Below are 19,957 nucleotides of genomic sequence, written 5' to 3'. Positions count from 1 at the left end.
TGGAATATACCTGATAAGCGCCTCAAAATTTGTCAGCAGAAAGAAAAGGCTGACCCAAAAGTGTATTTTACTTTTTGGTCAGCCTTTAACCCTTAAAACAATCAACATGCGTTTATACCGGGGTCACAACAAAACCGATATAAACTGTATATAGTTTGCCGTCATGACTGGCAGCAATGTTACACGCTTACTTCTTTAATAACGCAATTTCCAGTACTTGGTTCATTTGACGTACATAATGGAATTTCATCCCCTTGATATAAGATGGATTAATATCCTTAATGTCTTTTTCATTTTGCCAGCACAGGATTATTTCCCGGATACCTGCCCTTTTGGCTGCCAGTATCTTTTCTTTGATACCACCCACCGGCAATACTTGTCCACGCAACGTAATTTCACCGGTCATTGCCAGGTAGGATTTTACCTTACGACCGGTAAATACAGAAGCTAATGCCGTAAGCATGGTAATACCAGCGCTTGGCCCGTCTTTAGGCACGGCCCCTTCAGGCACATGCACATGAATACTCTTCGTGGCAAATAATTTGGGATCCAGTTTCAGCTCTGCTGCATGTGAATGCAGATAGCTCAAAGCAGTTACCGCCGATTCTTTCATTACATTGCCCAGGTTACCCGTCAGTTTCAGATCGCCTTTACCTTCACTCAGGCTGCTTTCTATAAACAGGATATCCCCTCCTACATACGTCCATGCCAGTCCTACAGCCACGCCCGGAGGATTACCTACCTTATAGATCTCATTAGAGTACCGGGGCTTGCCCAATATCTTTTGCAGGTCGGCATCTGTCAAGGTATCCGGCAATGCCTTTTCCATGGCTACCTGTTTAGCCATGTTACGCATGATAGCGGCAAACTGCCTGTCAAGTTCACGCACACCGCTCTCCCGGGTATAATCAGAGATGAGCTGTTCAATAACACCGTTACCGATCTTTACCTTTGTATCTTTTAAACCATGAGCATCCTTTTGCTTGGGCAACAGGTGCCTTTTGGCAATCTCTACTTTTTCTTCAATGGAATATCCGCTCAGGTCAATAATTTCCAGCCTGTCGCGCAGCGCAGGATGAATAGAATTGATATTATTGGCAGTAGCAATAAACAGTACCTTGCTCAGGTCAAATTCCAGCTCCAGGTAGTTATCATAAAAAGTGCTGTTCTGCTCGGGGTCCAATACCTCCAGTAAAGCGGAACTTGGATCGCCGCGCATATCGTTGCCGATCTTGTCTATTTCATCCAGGATCATTACCGGGTTGGAAGACTTGATCTTACGGATCGATTGTACCACCCGGCCCGGCATAGCGCCGATATAGGTTTTGCGGTGTCCCCTGATTTCGCTTTCGTCATGTAAGCCACCTAAGCTCAAACGAACATACTTACGGCCAACGGCATTGGCAATAGAGCGTCCCAGCGAGGTTTTACCGATTCCCGGAGGACCAACAAAACACAGGATAGGCGATTTCATATCCCCTTTCAGTTTCAGCACTGCCAGGTATTCCAGTATGCGTTCTTTAATTTTTTCCATGCCATAATGGTCATGATCCAATACCTTTTTCGCCTTCTTCAGGTCATAGCTATCAGTGGTATACTCGCCCCATGGCAGATCCAGCAACAGATCCAGGTGGTTATACACCACGCTGTAATCGGGCGTGCTGGGATGCATACGCTCCAGTTTCTCGATTCCTTTGGCAAAAGCTTCAGCAGCGGCAGCAGGCCATTTCTTTTCTTCTGCCTTACGTTTCATTTCCTTCAGCTCCCTGTCATTGGCGTCACCACCCAGTTCTTCCTTGATCGACTTCATCTGCTGCTGCAGGAAATAATCCCGCTGCTGCTTGTCAAGGTCGGCCTTGGTTTTATTGGTGATTTTGTTTTTGAGCTCGGCCAGCTGCAATTCCGTCTGTAACAATTTCATCAACAACTCTGCACGTGTACGCAGGTTATTAATTTCCAGCAACTGCTGTTTGTCTTTCAGATCAGAATTAAGATTGGAAGAAACGAAATGCACCAGGAAGGATGGGTTTTCGATATTCTTCAAAATAATACTGGCCTCTGAGGGCAGGTTAGGCGACAACTGGATGATCTGTGCAGCCAGGTCCTTGATAGAAGATATGTAAGCCTCAAATTCAGAATCGTCTTCTGCAGCTTCATCCTGCAATACGCTGATCCGGGCCTTGAAGTAAGGATCTTCCGTTACAATTTCATCTATCTTAAAGCGTTTACGGCCCTGGATAATGATGGTTGTTCCACCATCGGGCATTTTAATGAGCTTTACAATACGCGCCACTGTTCCCACATCAGTCAGATCCGTCACAGCCGGATCTTCAATCGTACTGTCCTTTTGCGCTACCACACCGATCGATTTGTCGGTTTTGTAGGCGTCATTCACCGCTTTTATAGATTTATCCCGGCCTACCGTAATTGGCAGCACAACACCCGGGAACAATACCGTATTTCGTAATGGTAATAATGCCAGTTCATCGGGAATCTTTTCATCCTCCTGTCCTTCCCCATCTTCATTCAAAGGGATAATAGGCATGAACTCCATTTCATCTTCCGAATTTCCTAAATAAAATCTGTTCATCTGAGATATTTAAAGCCTCATGAGGACATTCTGTCAGACAAGCCTGTATAAGTCCTCTTTTTTTTATGTATCCCTATATTGTCAAGTTTAATGCCAAGTGACGATTCGGCAGGGAGCGAACCAGCGGTTAGCGGTTAGCTATTAGCTGTTAGCTGTTAGCCAAATGCAGGGAAGATGAAGTTACCACTTTCAGTTTTCTATCACCAATCCTTAACATCCCTTAACAAAAAAGCAGGGGACAGATATAAAGATATCTATCCCCTGCCTTTTATATACTTGCTAAAAGCTAACCGCTGGTCCGCTGCATTTAACTAAAAGCTAAAAGCTAATGGCTAAAAGCTGTTAGAAGCTTACCCCTACACCCAGCTGTATGCTCTGGTTTTTCCAGTTGCTGGTGTTCGCTGCATCGCTAAAGTTTTTCACGTCATTGAAGCCAACGATATAACGGGCACTGATGTTAATAATTGGTAATTGCAGCCATAAACCGGCTACACCGGAAATTTCACCACCTTTAAAAGCCTCTTTGGCAGCGCCCAATACTTTCCTGTCGCTTACCATAGCACCAAACTGAGGACCTACCTGGAGTTTTAAACGTGGCGTACCCAGGTCAATATTGGCGAGTAACGGAATACTCAAATAATTCAGGCTGATTTTCTTACGGTTGTCGGCAGTACTTGCGTTCTTGTAAATGTCACTGAAATTGTCTGTTGTTTCAGTTTTGGTAGACGAAAAGATGACTTCTCCCTGAACACCAAATCCTTTTGCAAGGTTTACCTGGGCAAAACCACCGAGGTGGTAACCCAGTTTAAATCCATCCTGGAAACCGGTTCCGTCAAGCTTTCCAAGGTTGGCTCCACCTTTAACACCAAAGCGCAGGAATTTGCTGGTCTGAGCATTAACAGTTGTTACAGCAGCCATCGTCAGCACTGCTACGGCTAAAAACAGTTTTTTCATAATAATGTATTGTTAGTAATGGTTAAAATATAGACGTTCCAGGTAAACGATACCCCTATTTCCTATTTACGACCGCGTAAATACAAATTCCGTGCTATTTGTTAAAGAAACTAAAAACTGTAGGCCATGCGGGCGGTAAAATAACTCATAATTCCCTGGTCCGTACCGGTGAAAGACCTGAAAACAGTGAAGGAGGGCGCGAGATTAAGCCGGCCTACAAAATAGGATACACTCATGGTAATATCGGCCGCGCGGGGTTCAAAAGAGGTATGATCTTCGAAATTCAGTTCTCTTCCCGGATGTTTTTTCAGCTCGGTTATTTTGGGCGACCGGGTAATATACTGGAAAGCTTTAAGGTTGCTGTAATAATTGGCGGTACCCATCGTGAGGTTAACCGATGGTGTGAACAATAACACATCTGTTCTGCCAACCACTCCGGAAAAAATAAAGGGATGCCGTACAGATGCAATCACATTAAAATCATTACCACGAAGGGTCTCACGGATATGCGCTCCTTTGGAAACATCTTTTCCCCAACCATAATCCACACTTATTCCGGGTTCCAGCCACCATTTACGATAGTAAAAGTAGGCAAATACCTCGTTCTTGATCGGCGTGGCCGGTACATCGCTGGAATCTGTAAATATATAACGGGTATAAGAAATCCCCGTAAGGAAATTATTGTTTTTCGTATAGTCGTATCCGGCAGTGAAATCCCATTCAAACCATGGGTTGTTGTTGGAATTAAAAAGATAATATGCGCTAACGCCTGTATAGAAACCGCTTTTATGATAATAACTCAGCGACGGCGCTACAAATGTTTTCAACACAACAGGTAACTCGAAGTTGGTAACTTTACTGCCATAAGCGGGATTATTACCATACCCGATACCGGCCACTACTTCACTTTTTTGCTGTTTCTGTAACAGCGAATCAAGCTGTTTTTCCAGCTCTGCTAAAGTTTGCCCTGTTGCAATACGGCTACATAACAACAGGATAGTTAAGAAGTATAGGCGCATGTTTTAATAAGTACGTAGCCGCAATATAAGTGTAATTCGCCATTTCAACACCCCGATCCCATGAACGGGGCGAATAAGCGGTTAAACACTGGTTTTCTGTCGGTCAACCTTCCTTATACCAGGTCGATCACGGTAATTTCCGGTAATACGCCTACCCTTCCCGGGTAACCCAGGAAACCAAACCCGCGGTTCACATACAGGAATTGCTCGCCCTGTTTATATAAACCCGCCCATTCTTTATAGAAGTACTGCGCCGGGCTCCATTTCAACCCGGGTATTTCCACGCCGAACTGCATACCATGGGTATGACCGGCCAGCATCAGCGCAATATCGGGGTATTCGGTACGTACCTGTGCATCCCAGTGGGTGGGGTCGTGCGATAATAAGATCTTGAAAGGAATATGACTTACGCCTTCGTACGCGCGTTTCAGGTCACCATAACGGGGAAAACGTTTAATAGCGCTCCAGTTTTCCACACCCAGCAGGGCGATCTGTTCTCCGCTGCGCTCCAGCACCACGTTTTCATTCATCATCAGCTTCCAGCCCAGCTCTCCGTGAAGCGCCTTGAGGCGATCCAGGTTTTCATGCTGCATGGCGCTGTACCCGTTGGGCGTTTTATCGGGCCAGGGGAAATAGTCGCCATAGTCGTGGTTGCCCAGGGTAGAAAACACGCCCATGGGCGCTTTCACTTCCCGGAATACATCCATCCAGTTGGCCATTTCATCAGCGCGATCGTTGACCAGGTCGCCGGTAAACAGCACCAGGTCGGGTTTTTGATCCAGGATCATTTTTACCCCTTTCTGTACCGCTTCACGGTTGGCGAAGCTGCCGGAGTGAATGTCGGAGATCTGTACAATGCGGAGCCCTTTAAATGAGGCCGGCAGGTGCTTAAACGCCAGCTTCATTTTATGGACCCGGTAGTTGTATTTATTGGAGAAGCCGTATATCAGGGTGCCAAACAGGGTGCCGCCGGTAATGAGCCCCAGCCGGCTCAGGAACTGGGAACGGGTTAACCCGCTCACGGCGCTGGAAACCTCAGCCGCAGGTGCGCCGGCAAACTGGCGGATGACCCATACCACACCTCTCCTGATGTCATCGATCAACAGAAATACCGTTACCAGCAGCTTTGCCAGTACCAGACCCATAAAAAGGGCCATGAGGTATGATTTAAGCGTGGGAGGCCAGTTATGCCAGTTGAGATAGGGCAATAAGGCGATCATTACCAGGCAGGTGACCGATATAAACCAGTAAACGGAGTAGGTAATAGTTCTTACCCTGGGAGCAGACATATACACCATGGCTTTAACAGCCTGGAAAACATAGATATCCAGTAACAGAAGGAAAACAATCAGAATGACGGAATTGAGTCCGGGTCGCATTATAGAAATTTAATATAGATATGTAATAATGAAGCAATTTAACACAATATGACTGGTCGGAAAAGTTAAAACCGGTGATATGTAAGTATGCAGACGAATAACAAAGGGAAGAATTGTATGTTTTTATTTTTTTTATATACGCCGGGAGAAACAGTACATTTGCCGGCCGGCAATATACCATAGATAATTTTAATATTTTAATAATATATTAGACTTACCCCCGCTGAAACCGGCTAAAAATTAACCCGTTAACAGCTTACGATACCTATTCTGCGAACAGTTTGTGTATAAATAAATATACTACAGCGCCCGAATTTTATGTAATCGTTGTATTTTTGTCCGATTGAGCTACTTTTAGAAAGAATTACGAATTACGGATTTCAAACGGAATCGGTAAATGTTGTTTACCACATACCGTCATTTGAAATGCATAATTCGTAATTCTCCAATAAAAAGGTTATTATGAGGTATACTTGCTACGGACATTCCTGTTTTGCGGTCGAAATAAAGGGGAAAAAGATCCTTTTTGATCCTTTTATCACCCATAATGAGCTGGCTAAAAAAGTAGACATCCATGCCATAACGGCGGATTACATATTTGTTTCGCACGGACACGAGGATCACACCGCTGACCTGGTAGACCTGGCGAAACGCACCAATGCCACTGTGGTATCCAATTATGAAATTGTGACCTGGGCAGGTAAACAGGGGATAGAAAAGCTGCACCCGATGAATACCGGCGGAAAATGGAAGTTTGATTTCGGTACCGTGAAATGTGTGGTGGCGCAACATTCCAGCAGTTTACCAGATGGCACTTATGGAGGTAACCCGATGGGGTTTATTTTCATGACGGAAGAAGGTAATTTTTATTATTCAGGAGATACAGCGCTCACATTAGACATGGAATTGGTGCCTGCCATTGCCTCACTGGATTTTGCAGTGTTACCCATCGGTGATAATTTCACCATGGGTATTGAAGATGCCATAGCAGCAGCAGAACTGATCGAATGCGAAAAAATAATCGGCGTACACTATAACACTTTTGGCTACGTTAAGATTGATAGCAACGAAGCCATACAGCAGTTTGAAGATGCCGGTGTGGAATTGTTACTTCCGGAAATCGGAAGTACGATAGAGGTTTGAGGAAGAAGTAATCATCGCTGATTTATCCTTTATCCTATCAATAACCTTTGATTTTTTAAATTACACAATGGCTAGAATAATCGCGATCGCTAACCAGAAAGGTGGCGTAGGAAAAACTACAAGTGCAATAAACCTGGCAAGCAGCCTGGCTGTGCTGGAATTTAAAACACTGCTGGTAGACGCTGACCCTCAGGCAAACAGCACTACGGGGCTGGGTTTCGACCTGCGCAATGTGCAGCAGAGCCTGTACGACTGTATGGTGAACGATGTGCAGGCCAAAGACGTGATACTGGAATCTGATACTCCCAACCTGAAGGTACTGCCCTCCCATATTGACCTGGTAGGCGCGGAACTGGAACTCATCAACCACCCCAACCGGGAAAGAGTGATGAAACAGGTGATTGATAGCGTTGAAGAGGATTACGATTTTGTAATCCTGGACTGCTCCCCTTCCCTGGGTTTAATCACTGTAAACGCACTCGTAGCGTCCAACTCCGTGATTATCCCCGTACAATGCGAATTTTTCGCACTGGAAGGATTGGGTAAATTACTGAATACCATCAAGATTGTACAGAGCAGACTGAATACAGCGCTGGAAATCGAAGGGATCCTGATGACCATGTACGATGGTCGCTTGCGCCTGAGCAACCAGGTGGTGGATGAGGTAAAACAACATTTCGAAGAAAGCGTATTTAACACGATCATTCACCGCAACACCAAACTGGGCGAAGCTCCCAGCTTTGGCAAATCTGTAATTATGTATGATGCCGCCAGTACAGGTGCGATCAACTACCTGAACCTGGCAAAGGAAATTCTGCAAAAACATAACTACACTAAAATTAAATCCAAAGACAAAATCCTAGCTATTAACGATGACCAATCCAAGTAAGAAAGAGGCATTGGGTAAAGGCATCCGCTCACTGCTTCAAAACATCGACACAGATCTGAAGCATACTGCCGGCGCCCTGGGTGATAAGGTAGTAGCCGCTGCTACCGGTATAGAACGCATTTCACTGGATCAGATTGTAACTAATCCGAAACAGCCGCGTCGCGACTTTGATGAGGTTTCTTTACAGGAGCTAAGCCAGTCTATCAAACTGCACGATGTCATCCAGCCTGTTACTGTAGCAAAAATCAGCGCCAAGAAATTTCAGCTGATCGCCGGTGAACGACGCCTGAGAGCGAGTAAACTGGCCGGTCTGAAAGATATTCCGGCCTATATCCGCCAGGTAAATGACCAGGAACTCCTGGAACTGGCCTTGCTGGAAAACCTGCAACGCGAAAATCTGAATGCCATCGAAGTAGGATTGAGCTATAAACGGTTAATGGAAGAATGCACCCTCACACAGGAGCAGGTAGCCGACCGTATGGGCAAAGAAAGAAGTACTGTTACCAACTATATACGCTTACTCAAACTGCCGCCCGATATCCAGGTGGCGGTGCGTAATGGCCAGTTGAGCATGGGCCATGCCCGGGTACTGACCGGCGTGGAAAATGTCGAAAACCAGCTTTTCCTTTACAACGAGATCCTGAAAAATGGCTTGTCTGTAAGACAAACGGAAGACCTGGCACGAAAAATTAACCAGGCCGACAAAAATCATCAGCAGAAATCAGTTAAACTGAAATTACCACCTGCTTTTCAAAAAATTCAGGATAACCTGGCCAGCCACTTCTCTACTAAAGTAAAACTGGACAGAAGTAAAACTGGTAAAGGCAGCATTTTAATCGAATTTTATTCGGACGAAGAACTGGATAGCATCCTGGAAAAAATAGATATATACGGTGGCTAATAAGGCTCAATACGCATTTCATTCACTACGACGTTACTTTCTATTGTTGTTGCTCACGATTGTAATAGCTGTTCCCCTCCGGGCACAGGATACTTTACGGCCGGTAGCAAAAACAATGGATACGGTGATCCGGCCGGTACCTGCGCCAGGTACCGATACTGTAAAAGCGAATAAATCCATTTTCACAGATTCCGCCTATATTCCGAATGCCAAGCTGCCACACAGTCCGCGTAAAGCGGCGCTGTACTCGGCGGTGTTTCCCGGACTCGGACAGGCATATAACCGGGAGTACTGGAAAATGCCACTGGTATACGCAGCAATAGGTACCTGTACCTATTTTTTCATCGATAACATGAAAACGTATAAACTGTTCCGGGATGCCTACCGGCTCCGGGTAGACGGCAATCCGGATACCAACGATAAGGACCCGATTACGGTGCGTCTTGATCCTGAATCCCTCAAGGTATACCGGGATCAGTACCGCCAGTATGTGGATTACTCTGTATTGTTCTTTATATTGGCCTACGGGCTGAACATCGTGGATGCTACCGTATTTGCACACCTGCGTAACTTCGATATGTCCGACGATCTCAGCATGCGTATTTCTCCCACGCTGATCAACAACCGTACACTGGGCATTGGTGTGAACATATCCATTGGCGGCAAAAAGGCCAAAAGAACCGGGTATTTTGCCGGCCGCTGATCAATCATTTATCAATCAAACATAACATACAACTTACAAGGGTCATGAAAATAGCGCTTATCGGATATGGTAAAATGGGAAAGGCAATAGAAGCGATTGCTGTCGCTAAAGGCCACGAAATCATCATCCGTGTAGATGTAAACAGCCAGCACCTGCTGGAAAAAGAGCACCTGGAAAAGGCGGACGTAGCCATAGAGTTTTCCACCCCGGAAACCGCTTATGATAACATCCTGAAATGTTTTGATGCCAACGTACCCGTTATTTCCGGTACCACCGGCTGGCTCGATAAGCTGTCTGAAATAAAGAGTATCTGTGAACAGCGGAAACAGGCTTTTTTACATACCACCAATTTCAGCATCGGCGTAAACATCTTCTTCGAAGTCAATAAACGACTGGCAGAACTGATGGCCAGTCAGCCCCAGTATAACGTGTGGATGGAAGAAATCCACCATACCCAGAAAAAGGACGCCCCAAGCGGCACCGCCCTCACCCTGGCAGAGCAGGTAATGGCAAATGTTACCCGCAAAACCAGCTGGACAAACGACTACAGCAACGAACCCGGTACGCTGCCCATCATTTCCAAAAGAATAGATCCGGCGCCAGGTACCCATATCATTAACTATACTTCCGATATCGACGATATTACGATTTCACATACCGCCCACTCCAGGGAAGGCTTCGCTGCCGGCGCTGTGGTGGCCGCAGAATGGATCAAGGGAAAAACAGGCGTATTCACCATGCGGGAAGTACTATTCTAGCTTTCAGGCATTAGCTTTTAGCTTTTAGTAAATGCAGCGGAGATAAATTATATGTTATGCGGTTTTACTAACAGCTAACGGCTAACAGCTAAAAGCCGGAAAAGCTGTATCTTTGTACGAATATAAAGTGCGCACCGCACTATTAGTTCATCCGGGAGGGATGCAAATCAGTCAGTATGTTATCGAAAAAAACACAATACGCATTTCACGCTTTAGTACACCTGGCAGAGAACGTAGATAAAGGCCCCATCCTTATATCTGAGATCGCACAGGAAAAAAATATCTCTATCAAATTCCTGGAAAATATTTTACTGGAATTGAAGAATGCCGGCATCCTTGGCAGTAAAAAAGGAAAAGGCGGGGGCTACTACCTGATGCGGCCTCCCAAAGAGATTGCATTGGCTAAAATTATCCGCCTGCTGGACGGCCCTATCGCCCTTCTCCCCTGCGTGAGCCTGAACTACTACGAACGCTGCGAAAATTGCCGCGACGAAGCCGTTTGCGGCCTGAACGAAGTAATGGGAAAAGTAAGAGACTCCGCCCTGAAAATACTGGAAAACAAAACATTGAAAGATATCCTGACCCGGAACTAAATCCTGGTTAAAGGCCTGTAACAGCCGGCTTTCCCGGCCGGCTATCCAGCCAGCCTGTTGCGTTGGTCATCTCCCCAAAAAGACTATCTACCTACCAGACGTCCATACAGGCTATCACGTTATGTACCGCATACACGTTCATACCCGTTATACGGAAATTAACGCCCCTTCCCACCCTTTTTTATACCTTTACCCACCCCCTTTTACCCGGATAACTGCTCCGCATAAAAAGCCCTTTCCTTTGCTGCCGGCAAATACATTAAAAATAAAGAAATATATTTCCCATAATAATACCCGCGCCCATCGCACTTCTGCAAGAAAGAAAGAAATTTTTATCTTATTAGTCTATCTTTTTTATAGGTTTTATGTATTTTTGTTCATGGAGTGACCGTAATTGCTCCGCTGGCACTAGACGTATCAATCAATAAGGAAGATCTACATGACAGACATTACCACTGCGCTGGCTAACAAATCAGTGGAGGAGGCCATACAGTACCTGCTGGAACAATACCCGGGTGCAGTAGCGTTTTCCACCTCATTTGGCCAGGAAGACCAGGTAATATCAGATATTATCTGGCGTAACCACTTGCCGGTTAGAGTTTTTACCCTGGACACGGGCCGCCTTTTTCAGGAAACATATGATGTAATGGACCTTACCATGGCCCGTTATAAGCAGCCTGTAGAAGTTTATTACCCGGAAACCGCCGCCGTAGAAAAACTATTAGCCGCCAAAGGTCCCAACAGCTTTTATGAATCCGTGGAAAACCGCAAGGAATGTTGTGGTATCCGCAAAGTAGTACCCCTGAACCGGGCGCTGGAAGGGGTAAAGGTATGGATCACCGGTTTACGGGCAGAACAATCCGATAACCGCCAGGGCATGGAAACCCTCGAATGGGACGAACATCGCCATCTTTATAAATACAATCCGCTAATCCACTGGGGTTATGATGAAGTATTGACCTACCTTGAGCAACATAAGGTTCCTTATAACAAGCTGCACGACAAAGGCTTTGTAAGCATTGGCTGTGCACCCTGTACACGCGCCATCGAACCGGGAGAGCATCCGCGTGCCGGCCGCTGGTGGTGGGAACAGTCACAGAAAGAATGTGGACTGCACGGATAATACCCGTTCAGACACCGCCATTTGAAACATCGCTTTTTGATTAAATAATTATAGTCTATGACTAATCAGATAAATTGGGAATTTCCACAGGCACTGGAAGATGAAGCTATCTACATACTCCGCGAAACAGTAGCCCAGTTCGAGAAACCGGTACTGCTGTTTTCCGGCGGGAAGGATTCCATCACCCTCGTACGACTGGCACAGAAAGCCTTCTACCCGGGTAAAATTCCTTTTGCTTTATTGCACGTGGATACTGGTCATAATTTCCCGGAAACCATCGCTTTCCGCGACTGGCTTGTAAATTCACTGGGACTGGATATTATCGTAAGAAATGTACAGGACAGCATTGACCAGGGAAAAGTGCAGGAAGAAACCGGCAAATACGCCAGCAGAAATGCCCTGCAAACCGTTACCCTTCTCGATGCCATCGAAGAAGGAAAATTTGACGCCTGCATAGGCGGCGCCCGTCGTGATGAAGAGAAAGCCCGCGCCAAGGAAAGAATATTTTCTGTACGCGATGAATTTGGACAATGGAACGCCAAAATGCAACGCCCTGAACTCTTCGATATCCTCAACGGGAAAATCAATATCGGCGAAAACGTACGCGTATTCCCAATTTCCAACTGGACTGAACTGGACGTATGGAACTACATCGTTCGTGAAAAACTGGAAATCCCTTCCATCTATTTCTCCCATGAAAGAGAAATCATTGAAAGAGATGGACTCTACTGGCCTTACTCTCCATATCTTAATACAACCGCTGATGAAGTGCCTTACCGTCAGAAAGTACGTTTCCGTACCGTTGGCGATATGACCTGTACCGCAGCCGTTATTTCCGAAGCAGATAAACTGGAAGATATCATCTCCGAAATCATGGAAGCAAAGATCTCAGAACGTGGTGCACGTATCGACGACAAACGCTCTGAAGCCGCCATGGAAAAGAGAAAGCAGGCAGGATACTTCTAAACAGCTGTTAGCCATTAGCTGTTAGCTGTTAGTGTTTTTTTGCAAGGGCTGTTTTAATTTAATTTATTTCAAATAATGTTTTGGTTACCAGTAAAAAAACGAGTAGCTAAAACCAAAAAGCTAAAAAAACTATGGAGGTTTTACGTATAGCCACTTCCGGTAGTGTAGATGATGGTAAGAGTACCTTAATAGGTCGTTTATTATATGATACCAATTCCATTCCGCAGGATAAAATGGAAGCGCTGCATGCTGCCAGCAAACGCAAAGGGCTTGATTTTACCGACCTGTCGCTGCTGACCGATGGTCTGGTGGCAGAGCGCGAACAGGGTATCACCATCGACGTGGCGCACATCTACTTCTCCACACCTACCCGTAAATACATTATTGCTGATACACCAGGGCATATTGAATATACCCGTAACATGGTAACCGGTGCATCCAATGCACAGGTATCACTGATCCTGATCGATGCCCGCAGGGGTATTGTGGAACAAACACACCGTCACTTCTTTATCGCCAACCTCCTGCGTATTCCTTACCTGGTAGTATGCGTTAATAAAATGGACCTCGTGGAATACAGCGAAGCCCGTTTTAACCAGATAGTGGAAGATTTCCAGCAAATGCTCGACAACGCTGGCTTTAAAGGACAGGAAGTAAAGTTCATTCCGATCTCCTCCCTGTATGGCGAAAATGTAGCTTCCCGCACCGGCGCTATCGACTGGTACCAGGGCGCTACCCTGCTGGAATACCTGGAGGAGGTATCTTTTGATCATGAAGACCGTCTCCATCCGTCCCGCTTCCCGATCCAGAGTGTGATCAGGCCCAGAACTACCGAGTACCATGATTTCCGCGGCTTTGCCGGGAAAGTGGCCAGCGGCCATTTCAGCGTAGGCGATGAAGTGATATCACTGCCTTCCGGGCAAAAAAGCCGGATCAAAACGATCGAACAATTTGAAAAGCAACTAACGGTGGCGCATGCACGTGAAAGCGTGGTGATCACCCTGGAAGATGAAATAGACAGCAGCAGGGGCAATATGTTGGTAAAAACCGACGAAGTGCCTGTACAGCTGAAAGAAGTGAGCGCTAACATCTGCTGGATGGATCAGCAAAAACTGGTATCGGGTAAAACTTACCTGTTACAGCATGGCGTTAACCGTGTAAAGGCTAAAGTACAGCAGATCCATTATGTTACCGATGTAACGAATCACCTGCAGAACACCGAAAAAACAGAAATGGGACTGAATGACATCGGCAAAATTTCACTGAAAACAGCCGCGCCGGTATTTGCAGATGCTTACCAGGCCAACCCGGCCAATGGTGCGTTTATACTCATCGATGAATTTAATAATACTACGGTAGCAGTAGGATTTATAGAGTAGCAGAAGGCTCAAAGCATAAAGCAAAAAGCTATTGAAGCGAATGATGTAAGCGGATGTTATTAGTTCCGCATTAATCATTCGCTTCAATAGCTTTTTGCTTTATGCTTTGAGCCTTCTGCTACTCTCAGATGTTTCTAAGCATGTCTTCCGTCATCCTGGCCAGATCATACTCTGGTTTCCAGCCCCAATCCTGACGGGCCAGGCTATCATCGATGCTGTTAGGCCAGCCATCAGCAATCTGCTGACGATAATCAGGCTCGTAAGCCATCGTAAATTCAGGAATATGTTTTTTAATTTCTGCACCGATTTCCTTTGGAGAAAAACTCATCGCAGAAAGGTTATAGGCAGAACGGACCGCAATTTTAGACGCATCCGCTTCCATCAGTTCAATCGTTGCCCGGATAGCATCCGGCATGTACATCATCGGGAGGTATGTGTTTTCAGACAGGAAGCTGGTGTATTTTTTATGCTCTTTCGCTTCGTGGAAAATTTCAATGGCGTAATCTGTGGTGCCACCGCCCGGAGCCGATTTATAGCTGATCAAACCCGGGTAGCGTAAACTTCTTACATCTACGCCGAAACGGTGGTTGTAGTATTCGCACCAGCGCTCACCGGCAAATTTGCTGATACCATAAATGGTAGTAGGCTCAATGATGGTGTGCTGCGGCGTTTCCGCGGCAGGTGAGTTGGGTCCGAACACCGCGATGGAGCTCGGCCAGTATATTTTATCAAGATTCTCTTCTTTCGCGATATCCAGTACGTTGAGCAAACTTTGCATGTTGATATGCCAGGCCAGTAAAGGATTTTTTTCGCCGGTGGCAGAAAGGATCGCTGCCAGCAGGTACACCTGGGTGATATTATGACGGATCACCAATACATGCAGCATTTCCTTGTTCATCACATCCAGCGACACATAAGGACCTGTTCCTTTCAGCAGGTCGTGCTCTTCCCGAAGATCCGAAGCTACCACGTTACTGTCACCATACATCTTCCTTAAAGCCAGGGTCAGCTCCACGCCAATTTGTCCACAGGCGCCTATTACCAGAATCTTGTCTTTCTTCATACAAAAATATAATTGTAAGCTATTTTTAAATCGGACCGTAATATTAACGGGTTCGCCGCTATTTCCGTTCACCACCTTCCCGCGCATGACAATGCGATAACAATAAAAACTACCGGGCGTATCGCCCATTGTTAGCAGATTACAATATTATGACAAATGTAGTTTATCACCGCTTTGCATCCCTTCCCTTTGCCGGATAATGCCTATCTTTGCACCTTCAATTAAATGACCCAATTTTTTCAAGATATGAAGCATTTAAAATCGTTATTCAAAGAGCAATATAACCCTGAAAATTTCTTCCTGATTGCCGGTCCCTGTGTAATTGAAGAAGAGGAGATCCTGATGACGGTAGCAGAAAAAGTAACGGCTATCTGTAAACGTTTAGCGATCCCTTATGTTTTCAAGGCATCTTACCGTAAGGCGAATCGTACCAGCGTGCATTCCTTTACCGGTATCGGCGATGTAGAAGGACTGGAACTGTTACAGAAAGTGGGTAAAACATTTAATGTTCCGGTTACCTCCGATATCCACTCTGCTGCAGAAGCCGCCATGGCCGCCGCTTACGTGGATGTGTTGCAGATCCCTGCCTTTCTTTGCCGTCAAACAGACATCCTGCTGGCTGCTGCTGAAACAGGCAAGGTAGTGAATGTAAAGAAAGGGCAGTTCCTGAGCGGAGAATCAATGAAATTTGCGGTAGAAAAAATCAAAGGCGCCGGCAACGATCATATCATACTCACGGAACGCGGTACCACATTTGGCTACCAGGACCTGGTGGTTGACTACCGCAATATTCCGATCATGAAACACCTGGGAGAGCCGGTGGTAATGGATTGTACCCATTCGCTGCAACAGCCTAACCAGAGCAGTGGCGTAACGGGCGGTAATCCGCAGATGATCAGCACCATTGCCAAAGCGGCGATAGCTACCGGTGCGGATGGTTTGTTTATAGAAACACATCCTGATCCTTCCAAAGCCAAATCTGACGGCGCCAACATGCTGCGTCTCGACCTGCTGGAAGAGCTGCTGGAGAAGCTGGTGGAGATACGCCGGGTGGTTAGATAGCGAAAAGTTGAAAGCAAAAAGCAAAAAGCTATTGTAGCGAATGATAACACGGAATATAACTCCGCTTTGTTCATTCGCTACAATAGCTTTTTGCTTTCTGCTTTCAACTTTCTGCTTTTTTGTGTATATTCATGATACACAAAAACTCTGCTCACTATGATTAATATTCACGAATTAAAATCAGGTGATACCGTTATCACAAATTACGGAGGCGAAGAAAGAGAAGGGAAGATTTTGCAGGTGGATCATGAAGATAAGAAGGTGTTGGTGGCTACGGACGGAAATGAGTACTGGTACGACCTTGACAATCTTTTACCTATCCATCTGACAGAAGCCACTTTATTAAAACTGCAGTTTCACAAAGAAGAAGCTGCGTCTTCAGCATCAGGAGGAAGTTTATATGTCAGGGGACCATTTTCCGTCCGTTGGTTTGAAGCAGGACACCGGCCGTTGTTACAGCTGCAGTACCGCGATGAAGTGAGGAGTTTGAATGAGCCCATCACGCTGAATGAGTTGCAGAATCATTATCACGGCATGACCAATTTTCATCTCAGCTAAAGTTATTCACATAAAATAAAAAGAGGTGGTTCACGGTAACGCGAACCACCTCTTTATTTTATGGAAATGCTGTTATAAGTAGCGCAGGGGATTTCTCCGGGCATTCTGGATATAATTTTTCATATTAACCCAGAACGCAAGAATCATATAGACGATGAGGGGGGAGCCCATTGTCAGGAAAGTGGCATAGATGAAAAAGATACGTATCCGGGATGTGGCTACTCCAAGTTTATCTCCAATAGCGGCACATACACCGAACGCCTTCCATTCCACAAAGTCTTTTATCCGGTTCATAGCTCAAATTTATCAAATTCCGGCTGGAAAACCAAGTGAAAAACGCCGTAGGGCGGTTGTCGTTATAGACAGCTGAATATCAGCATCTTTCCTCCCGGGAGGGCGTTTCTGTGCCGGAGCGGGGCAAAATCAGCAGATATTAAGTATTTAATTTAAAAACTTGTTGTTTTTAGTTAATTTTGCGTGCAATTTTTAACCGCTCTTAAATTATTTTTTTCCCATGGTGTTTGATATTGACATGATTAAAAAAGTGTATGCGGCACTACCGGGTAAGGTGGAAGCGACCCGTAAAATGTTAGGTCGCCCGCTCACACTTGCCGAGAAGATTTTGTATGCTCACCTGTATGCACCTACCACCACGCCCTACGAAAGAGGCAAATCCTATGTTGAATTTGCTCCGGACCGCGTAGCTATGCAGGATGCAACAGCCCAGATGGCATTGCTCCAGTTTATGACCTGCGGCCGTGATAAAGTTGCGGTTCCTTCTACTGTACACTGCGATCACCTCATACAAGCCAAGGTAGGCGCTACACAAGATCTTGCGACTGCTATTGACACCAATAAGGAAGTTTACGATTTTCTTTCTTCTATTTCCGATAAATACGGCATTGGTTTCTGGAAACCAGGTGCTGGTATCATTCACCAGGTAGTGCTGGAAAACTATGCGTTTCCCGGCGGTATGATGATCGGTACTGACTCCCATACCCCTAATGCCGGCGGTTTAGGCATGGTGGCGATTGGTGTTGGTGGCGCCGATGCCGTGGACGTAATGGCTGGTTTACCCTGGGAGCTGAAAATGCCGAAACTGATCGGTGTGAAGCTGACAGGTAAAATGAGCGGCTGGACATCTGCCAAAGACATTATCCTGAAAGTTGCGGGTATCCTCACGGTAAAAGGTGGTACAGGCGCTATCGTGGAATACTTTGGTGAAGGTGCTGATAGCCTGAGCGCTACCGGTAAAGGTACTATCTGTAACATGGGTGCTGAAATAGGCGCTACCTGTTCCCTGTTCGCGTACGACAGCAAAATGGCCGACTACCTGAAAGTGACCAGCAGAGCAGATGTTGCTGCCCTGGCCGATGGCGTAAAAGAACATCTCCGTCCGGATACAGAAGTATATGCAGATCCTGCCAAATACTACGACCAGGTAATTGAGATCAACCTCGATGAGCTGGAACCCTATGTAAACGGTCCGTTCACACCGGATCTGGCATGGCCTATCTCCAAATTTGCACAGGCAGTTAAGGAAAACAACTGGCCTGAGAAACTGGAAGTAGCCCTGATCGGTTCCTGCACCAACTCTTCCTACGAAGATATTTCCCGCTCTGCCTCCCTCGCTCAACAGGCGATCGACAAGGAACTGGATATGAAATCTGAATTCACGATCACTCCCGGCTCTGAACTGGTTCGTTTTACCATTGAAAGAGACGGTTTACTGAATACTTTCGACCAGGTTGGCGGTGTAGTACTGGCTAATGCCTGCGGTCCCTGCATCGGTCAGTGGGCCCGTCATATCGACGATCCTAACCGTAAGAACTCTATCATCACCTCCTTCAACCGTAACTTCGCGAAGAGAAATGATGGTAATGCTTCTACCCACGCATTCGTAGCTTCTCCTGAAATTGTGACTGCCCTGGCGATTGCCGGTGATATCACCTTCAACCCGCTGACAGACAAACTGAAAAACAAGAATGGCCAGGAAGTAATGCTGGATGAACCGGTTGGTTATGAACTGCCGGTGAAAGGTTTTGCTGTAGATGATGCCGGTTACCAGGCTCCTGCCGCTGATGGCAGCGCGGTTCAGGTAAAGGTATCCCCTACCTCCGACCGTTTGCAACTGCTGGCGCCATTTGCTGCATGGGAAGGTACAGATCTGAAAGGACTGAAACTCCTCATCAAGGCAAAAGGTAAATGTACTACGGACCATATCTCCATGGCTGGTCCATGGCTGAAATACCGCGGTCACCTGGATAACATTTCCAACAACATGCTCATTGGTGCGATCAACGCATTCAACGATAAAAGCGATACCGTTAAGAACGCATTAACCGGCGAATATGGTGCAGTTCCTGCTACCATGCGCGACTACAAAGCACATAACTTTGGTGCAGTAGTGGTAGGTGATGAAAACTACGGTGAAGGCTCCAGCCGCGAACACGCTGCCATGGAACCACGTCACCTCGGCGTTCGTGCCATCCTGGTGAAATCATTCGCCCGTATCCACGAAACCAACCTGAAAAAACAGGGTATGCTGGGTCTGACCTTCGCTAACAAAGAAGATTACGACAAAATCCAGGAAGACGATACCATCGACATCCTGGGTCTGACTACCTTTACTCCCGGTAAACAGCTGACCGTTGCCCTTCATCACAAAGATGGCAGCACAGATGAATTTGCCGTAAACCACACTTACAACGAACAACAGATCGAGTGGTTTAAAGCAGGTGGTGCACTGAACGTAATCCGTGCAGAAGCTGCCAAAAAAGCTTAAAGCTTAAGGCATAAAGCAAAAAGCTATTATAGCGAATGATCTAAGCGAATTAATATCCGCCGGGGTTATTCGCTATAATAGCTTTTTGCTTT

General features: G+C 46.1%; 18 protein-coding genes. 12 read left to right on the top strand and 6 right to left on the bottom strand.

Going from position 1 to position 19,957, the window contains the following annotated elements; translation table 11 throughout:
• Positions 1-187: 187 nt before the first annotated feature.
• The 4 genes from lon to KE626_RS11880 form a co-directional block, all read right to left on the bottom strand.
• Positions 188-2,590 carry an endopeptidase La gene (gene lon, locus KE626_RS11895; protein WP_211973110.1) on the bottom strand — a complete coding sequence of 801 codons (2,403 nt, stop codon included), beginning with the start codon at positions 2,588-2,590 and terminating at the stop codon, positions 188-190.
• A gap of 342 nt (positions 2,591-2,932) precedes the next feature.
• Positions 2,933-3,544, bottom strand: a complete 612-nt coding sequence (locus tag KE626_RS11890; protein ID WP_211973109.1) for a porin family protein — start codon at positions 3,542-3,544, stop codon at positions 2,933-2,935.
• A 110-nt stretch (positions 3,545-3,654) separates the two neighbouring features.
• Complete coding sequence (locus tag KE626_RS11885; RefSeq protein WP_211973108.1) at positions 3,655-4,563, bottom strand: TorF family putative porin; 909 nt, start codon at positions 4,561-4,563, stop codon at positions 3,655-3,657.
• Between the two features lie 113 nt (positions 4,564-4,676).
• A complete protein-coding gene (locus KE626_RS11880; RefSeq protein WP_211973107.1) occupies positions 4,677-5,942 on the bottom strand; it encodes a metallophosphoesterase in 1,266 nt (421 codons plus the stop codon).
• 462 nt (positions 5,943-6,404) lie between these two features.
• Here KE626_RS11880 and KE626_RS11875 point away from each other — a divergent pair, with 462 nt between their 5' ends.
• The 9 genes from KE626_RS11875 to KE626_RS11835 all read left to right on the top strand — a co-directional run bounded on the left by KE626_RS11875 (position 6,405) and on the right by KE626_RS11835 (position 14,397).
• A complete protein-coding gene (locus KE626_RS11875) occupies positions 6,405-7,085 on the top strand; it encodes a metal-dependent hydrolase (protein WP_211973106.1) in 681 nt (226 codons plus the stop codon).
• Positions 7,086-7,152: 67 nt separating this feature from the next.
• Positions 7,153-7,974, top strand: coding sequence for a ParA family protein (locus KE626_RS11870; RefSeq protein ID WP_211973105.1), 822 nt, complete (start codon positions 7,153-7,155; stop codon positions 7,972-7,974).
• Complete coding sequence (locus tag KE626_RS11865; RefSeq protein WP_211973104.1) at positions 7,958-8,875, top strand: ParB/RepB/Spo0J family partition protein; 918 nt, start codon at positions 7,958-7,960, stop codon at positions 8,873-8,875. The genes KE626_RS11870 and KE626_RS11865 overlap by 17 nt, the downstream gene beginning before the upstream one ends.
• Complete coding sequence (locus tag KE626_RS11860; protein ID WP_211973103.1) at positions 8,868-9,578, top strand: DUF5683 domain-containing protein; 711 nt, start codon at positions 8,868-8,870, stop codon at positions 9,576-9,578. The genes KE626_RS11865 and KE626_RS11860 overlap by 8 nt, the downstream gene beginning before the upstream one ends.
• A 44-nt stretch (positions 9,579-9,622) precedes the next feature.
• On the top strand, positions 9,623-10,336 hold the full coding sequence (dapB, locus tag KE626_RS11855) for a 4-hydroxy-tetrahydrodipicolinate reductase (RefSeq protein ID WP_249207412.1): 714 nt from the start codon (positions 9,623-9,625) through the stop codon (positions 10,334-10,336).
• 176 nt (positions 10,337-10,512) lie between these two features.
• Positions 10,513-10,929, top strand: coding sequence for an RrF2 family transcriptional regulator (locus KE626_RS11850; protein ID WP_211973102.1), 417 nt, complete (start codon positions 10,513-10,515; stop codon positions 10,927-10,929).
• 439 nt (positions 10,930-11,368) lie between these two features.
• Entirely contained in the window at positions 11,369-12,052 is a 684-nt protein-coding gene (locus KE626_RS11845; RefSeq protein WP_211973101.1) for a phosphoadenylyl-sulfate reductase, read from the top strand.
• A 57-nt stretch (positions 12,053-12,109) separates the two neighbouring features.
• Positions 12,110-13,018 (top strand): sulfate adenylyltransferase subunit CysD, encoded by a 909-nt coding sequence (gene cysD / locus KE626_RS11840; protein ID WP_211973100.1) that lies wholly within the window; start codon positions 12,110-12,112, stop codon positions 13,016-13,018.
• Positions 13,019-13,149: 131 nt separating this feature from the next.
• A complete protein-coding gene (locus KE626_RS11835; RefSeq protein WP_211973099.1) occupies positions 13,150-14,397 on the top strand; it encodes a sulfate adenylyltransferase subunit 1 in 1,248 nt (415 codons plus the stop codon).
• A gap of 124 nt (positions 14,398-14,521) precedes the next feature.
• Here KE626_RS11835 and KE626_RS11830 read toward each other — a convergent pair whose 3' ends face one another.
• The gene (locus tag KE626_RS11830; protein WP_211973098.1) at positions 14,522-15,460 is read right to left on the bottom strand and encodes an NAD-dependent epimerase/dehydratase family protein; all 939 of its coding nucleotides are present in this window, start codon (positions 15,458-15,460) and stop codon (positions 14,522-14,524) included.
• Between the two features lie 246 nt (positions 15,461-15,706).
• Here KE626_RS11830 and kdsA point away from each other — a divergent pair, with 246 nt between their 5' ends.
• Together kdsA and KE626_RS11820 are read left to right on the top strand one after the other, a co-directional pair.
• Positions 15,707-16,522 (top strand): 3-deoxy-8-phosphooctulonate synthase, encoded by an 816-nt coding sequence (gene kdsA, locus KE626_RS11825; protein WP_211973097.1) that lies wholly within the window; start codon positions 15,707-15,709, stop codon positions 16,520-16,522.
• A gap of 156 nt (positions 16,523-16,678) precedes the next feature.
• Entirely contained in the window at positions 16,679-17,080 is a 402-nt protein-coding gene (locus tag KE626_RS11820) for a hypothetical protein (RefSeq protein ID WP_211973096.1), read from the top strand.
• A gap of 72 nt (positions 17,081-17,152) precedes the next feature.
• Here the strand turns inward: KE626_RS11820 and KE626_RS11815 are convergent, their stop codons facing one another.
• Positions 17,153-17,374, bottom strand: coding sequence for a PspC domain-containing protein (locus KE626_RS11815; RefSeq protein ID WP_089894158.1), 222 nt, complete (start codon positions 17,372-17,374; stop codon positions 17,153-17,155).
• 220 nt (positions 17,375-17,594) lie between these two features.
• Between KE626_RS11815 and KE626_RS11810 the strand changes: the two genes are divergently transcribed.
• Entirely contained in the window at positions 17,595-19,865 is a 2,271-nt protein-coding gene (locus KE626_RS11810; protein WP_211973095.1) for an aconitate hydratase, read from the top strand.
• Positions 19,866-19,957: the final 92 nt, after the last annotated feature.

Source organism: Chitinophaga hostae (assembly GCF_018224885.1).
Classification (GTDB): domain Bacteria; phylum Bacteroidota; class Bacteroidia; order Chitinophagales; family Chitinophagaceae; genus Chitinophaga; species Chitinophaga hostae.
This window is presented reverse-complemented; position numbering and strand designations above follow the sequence as displayed.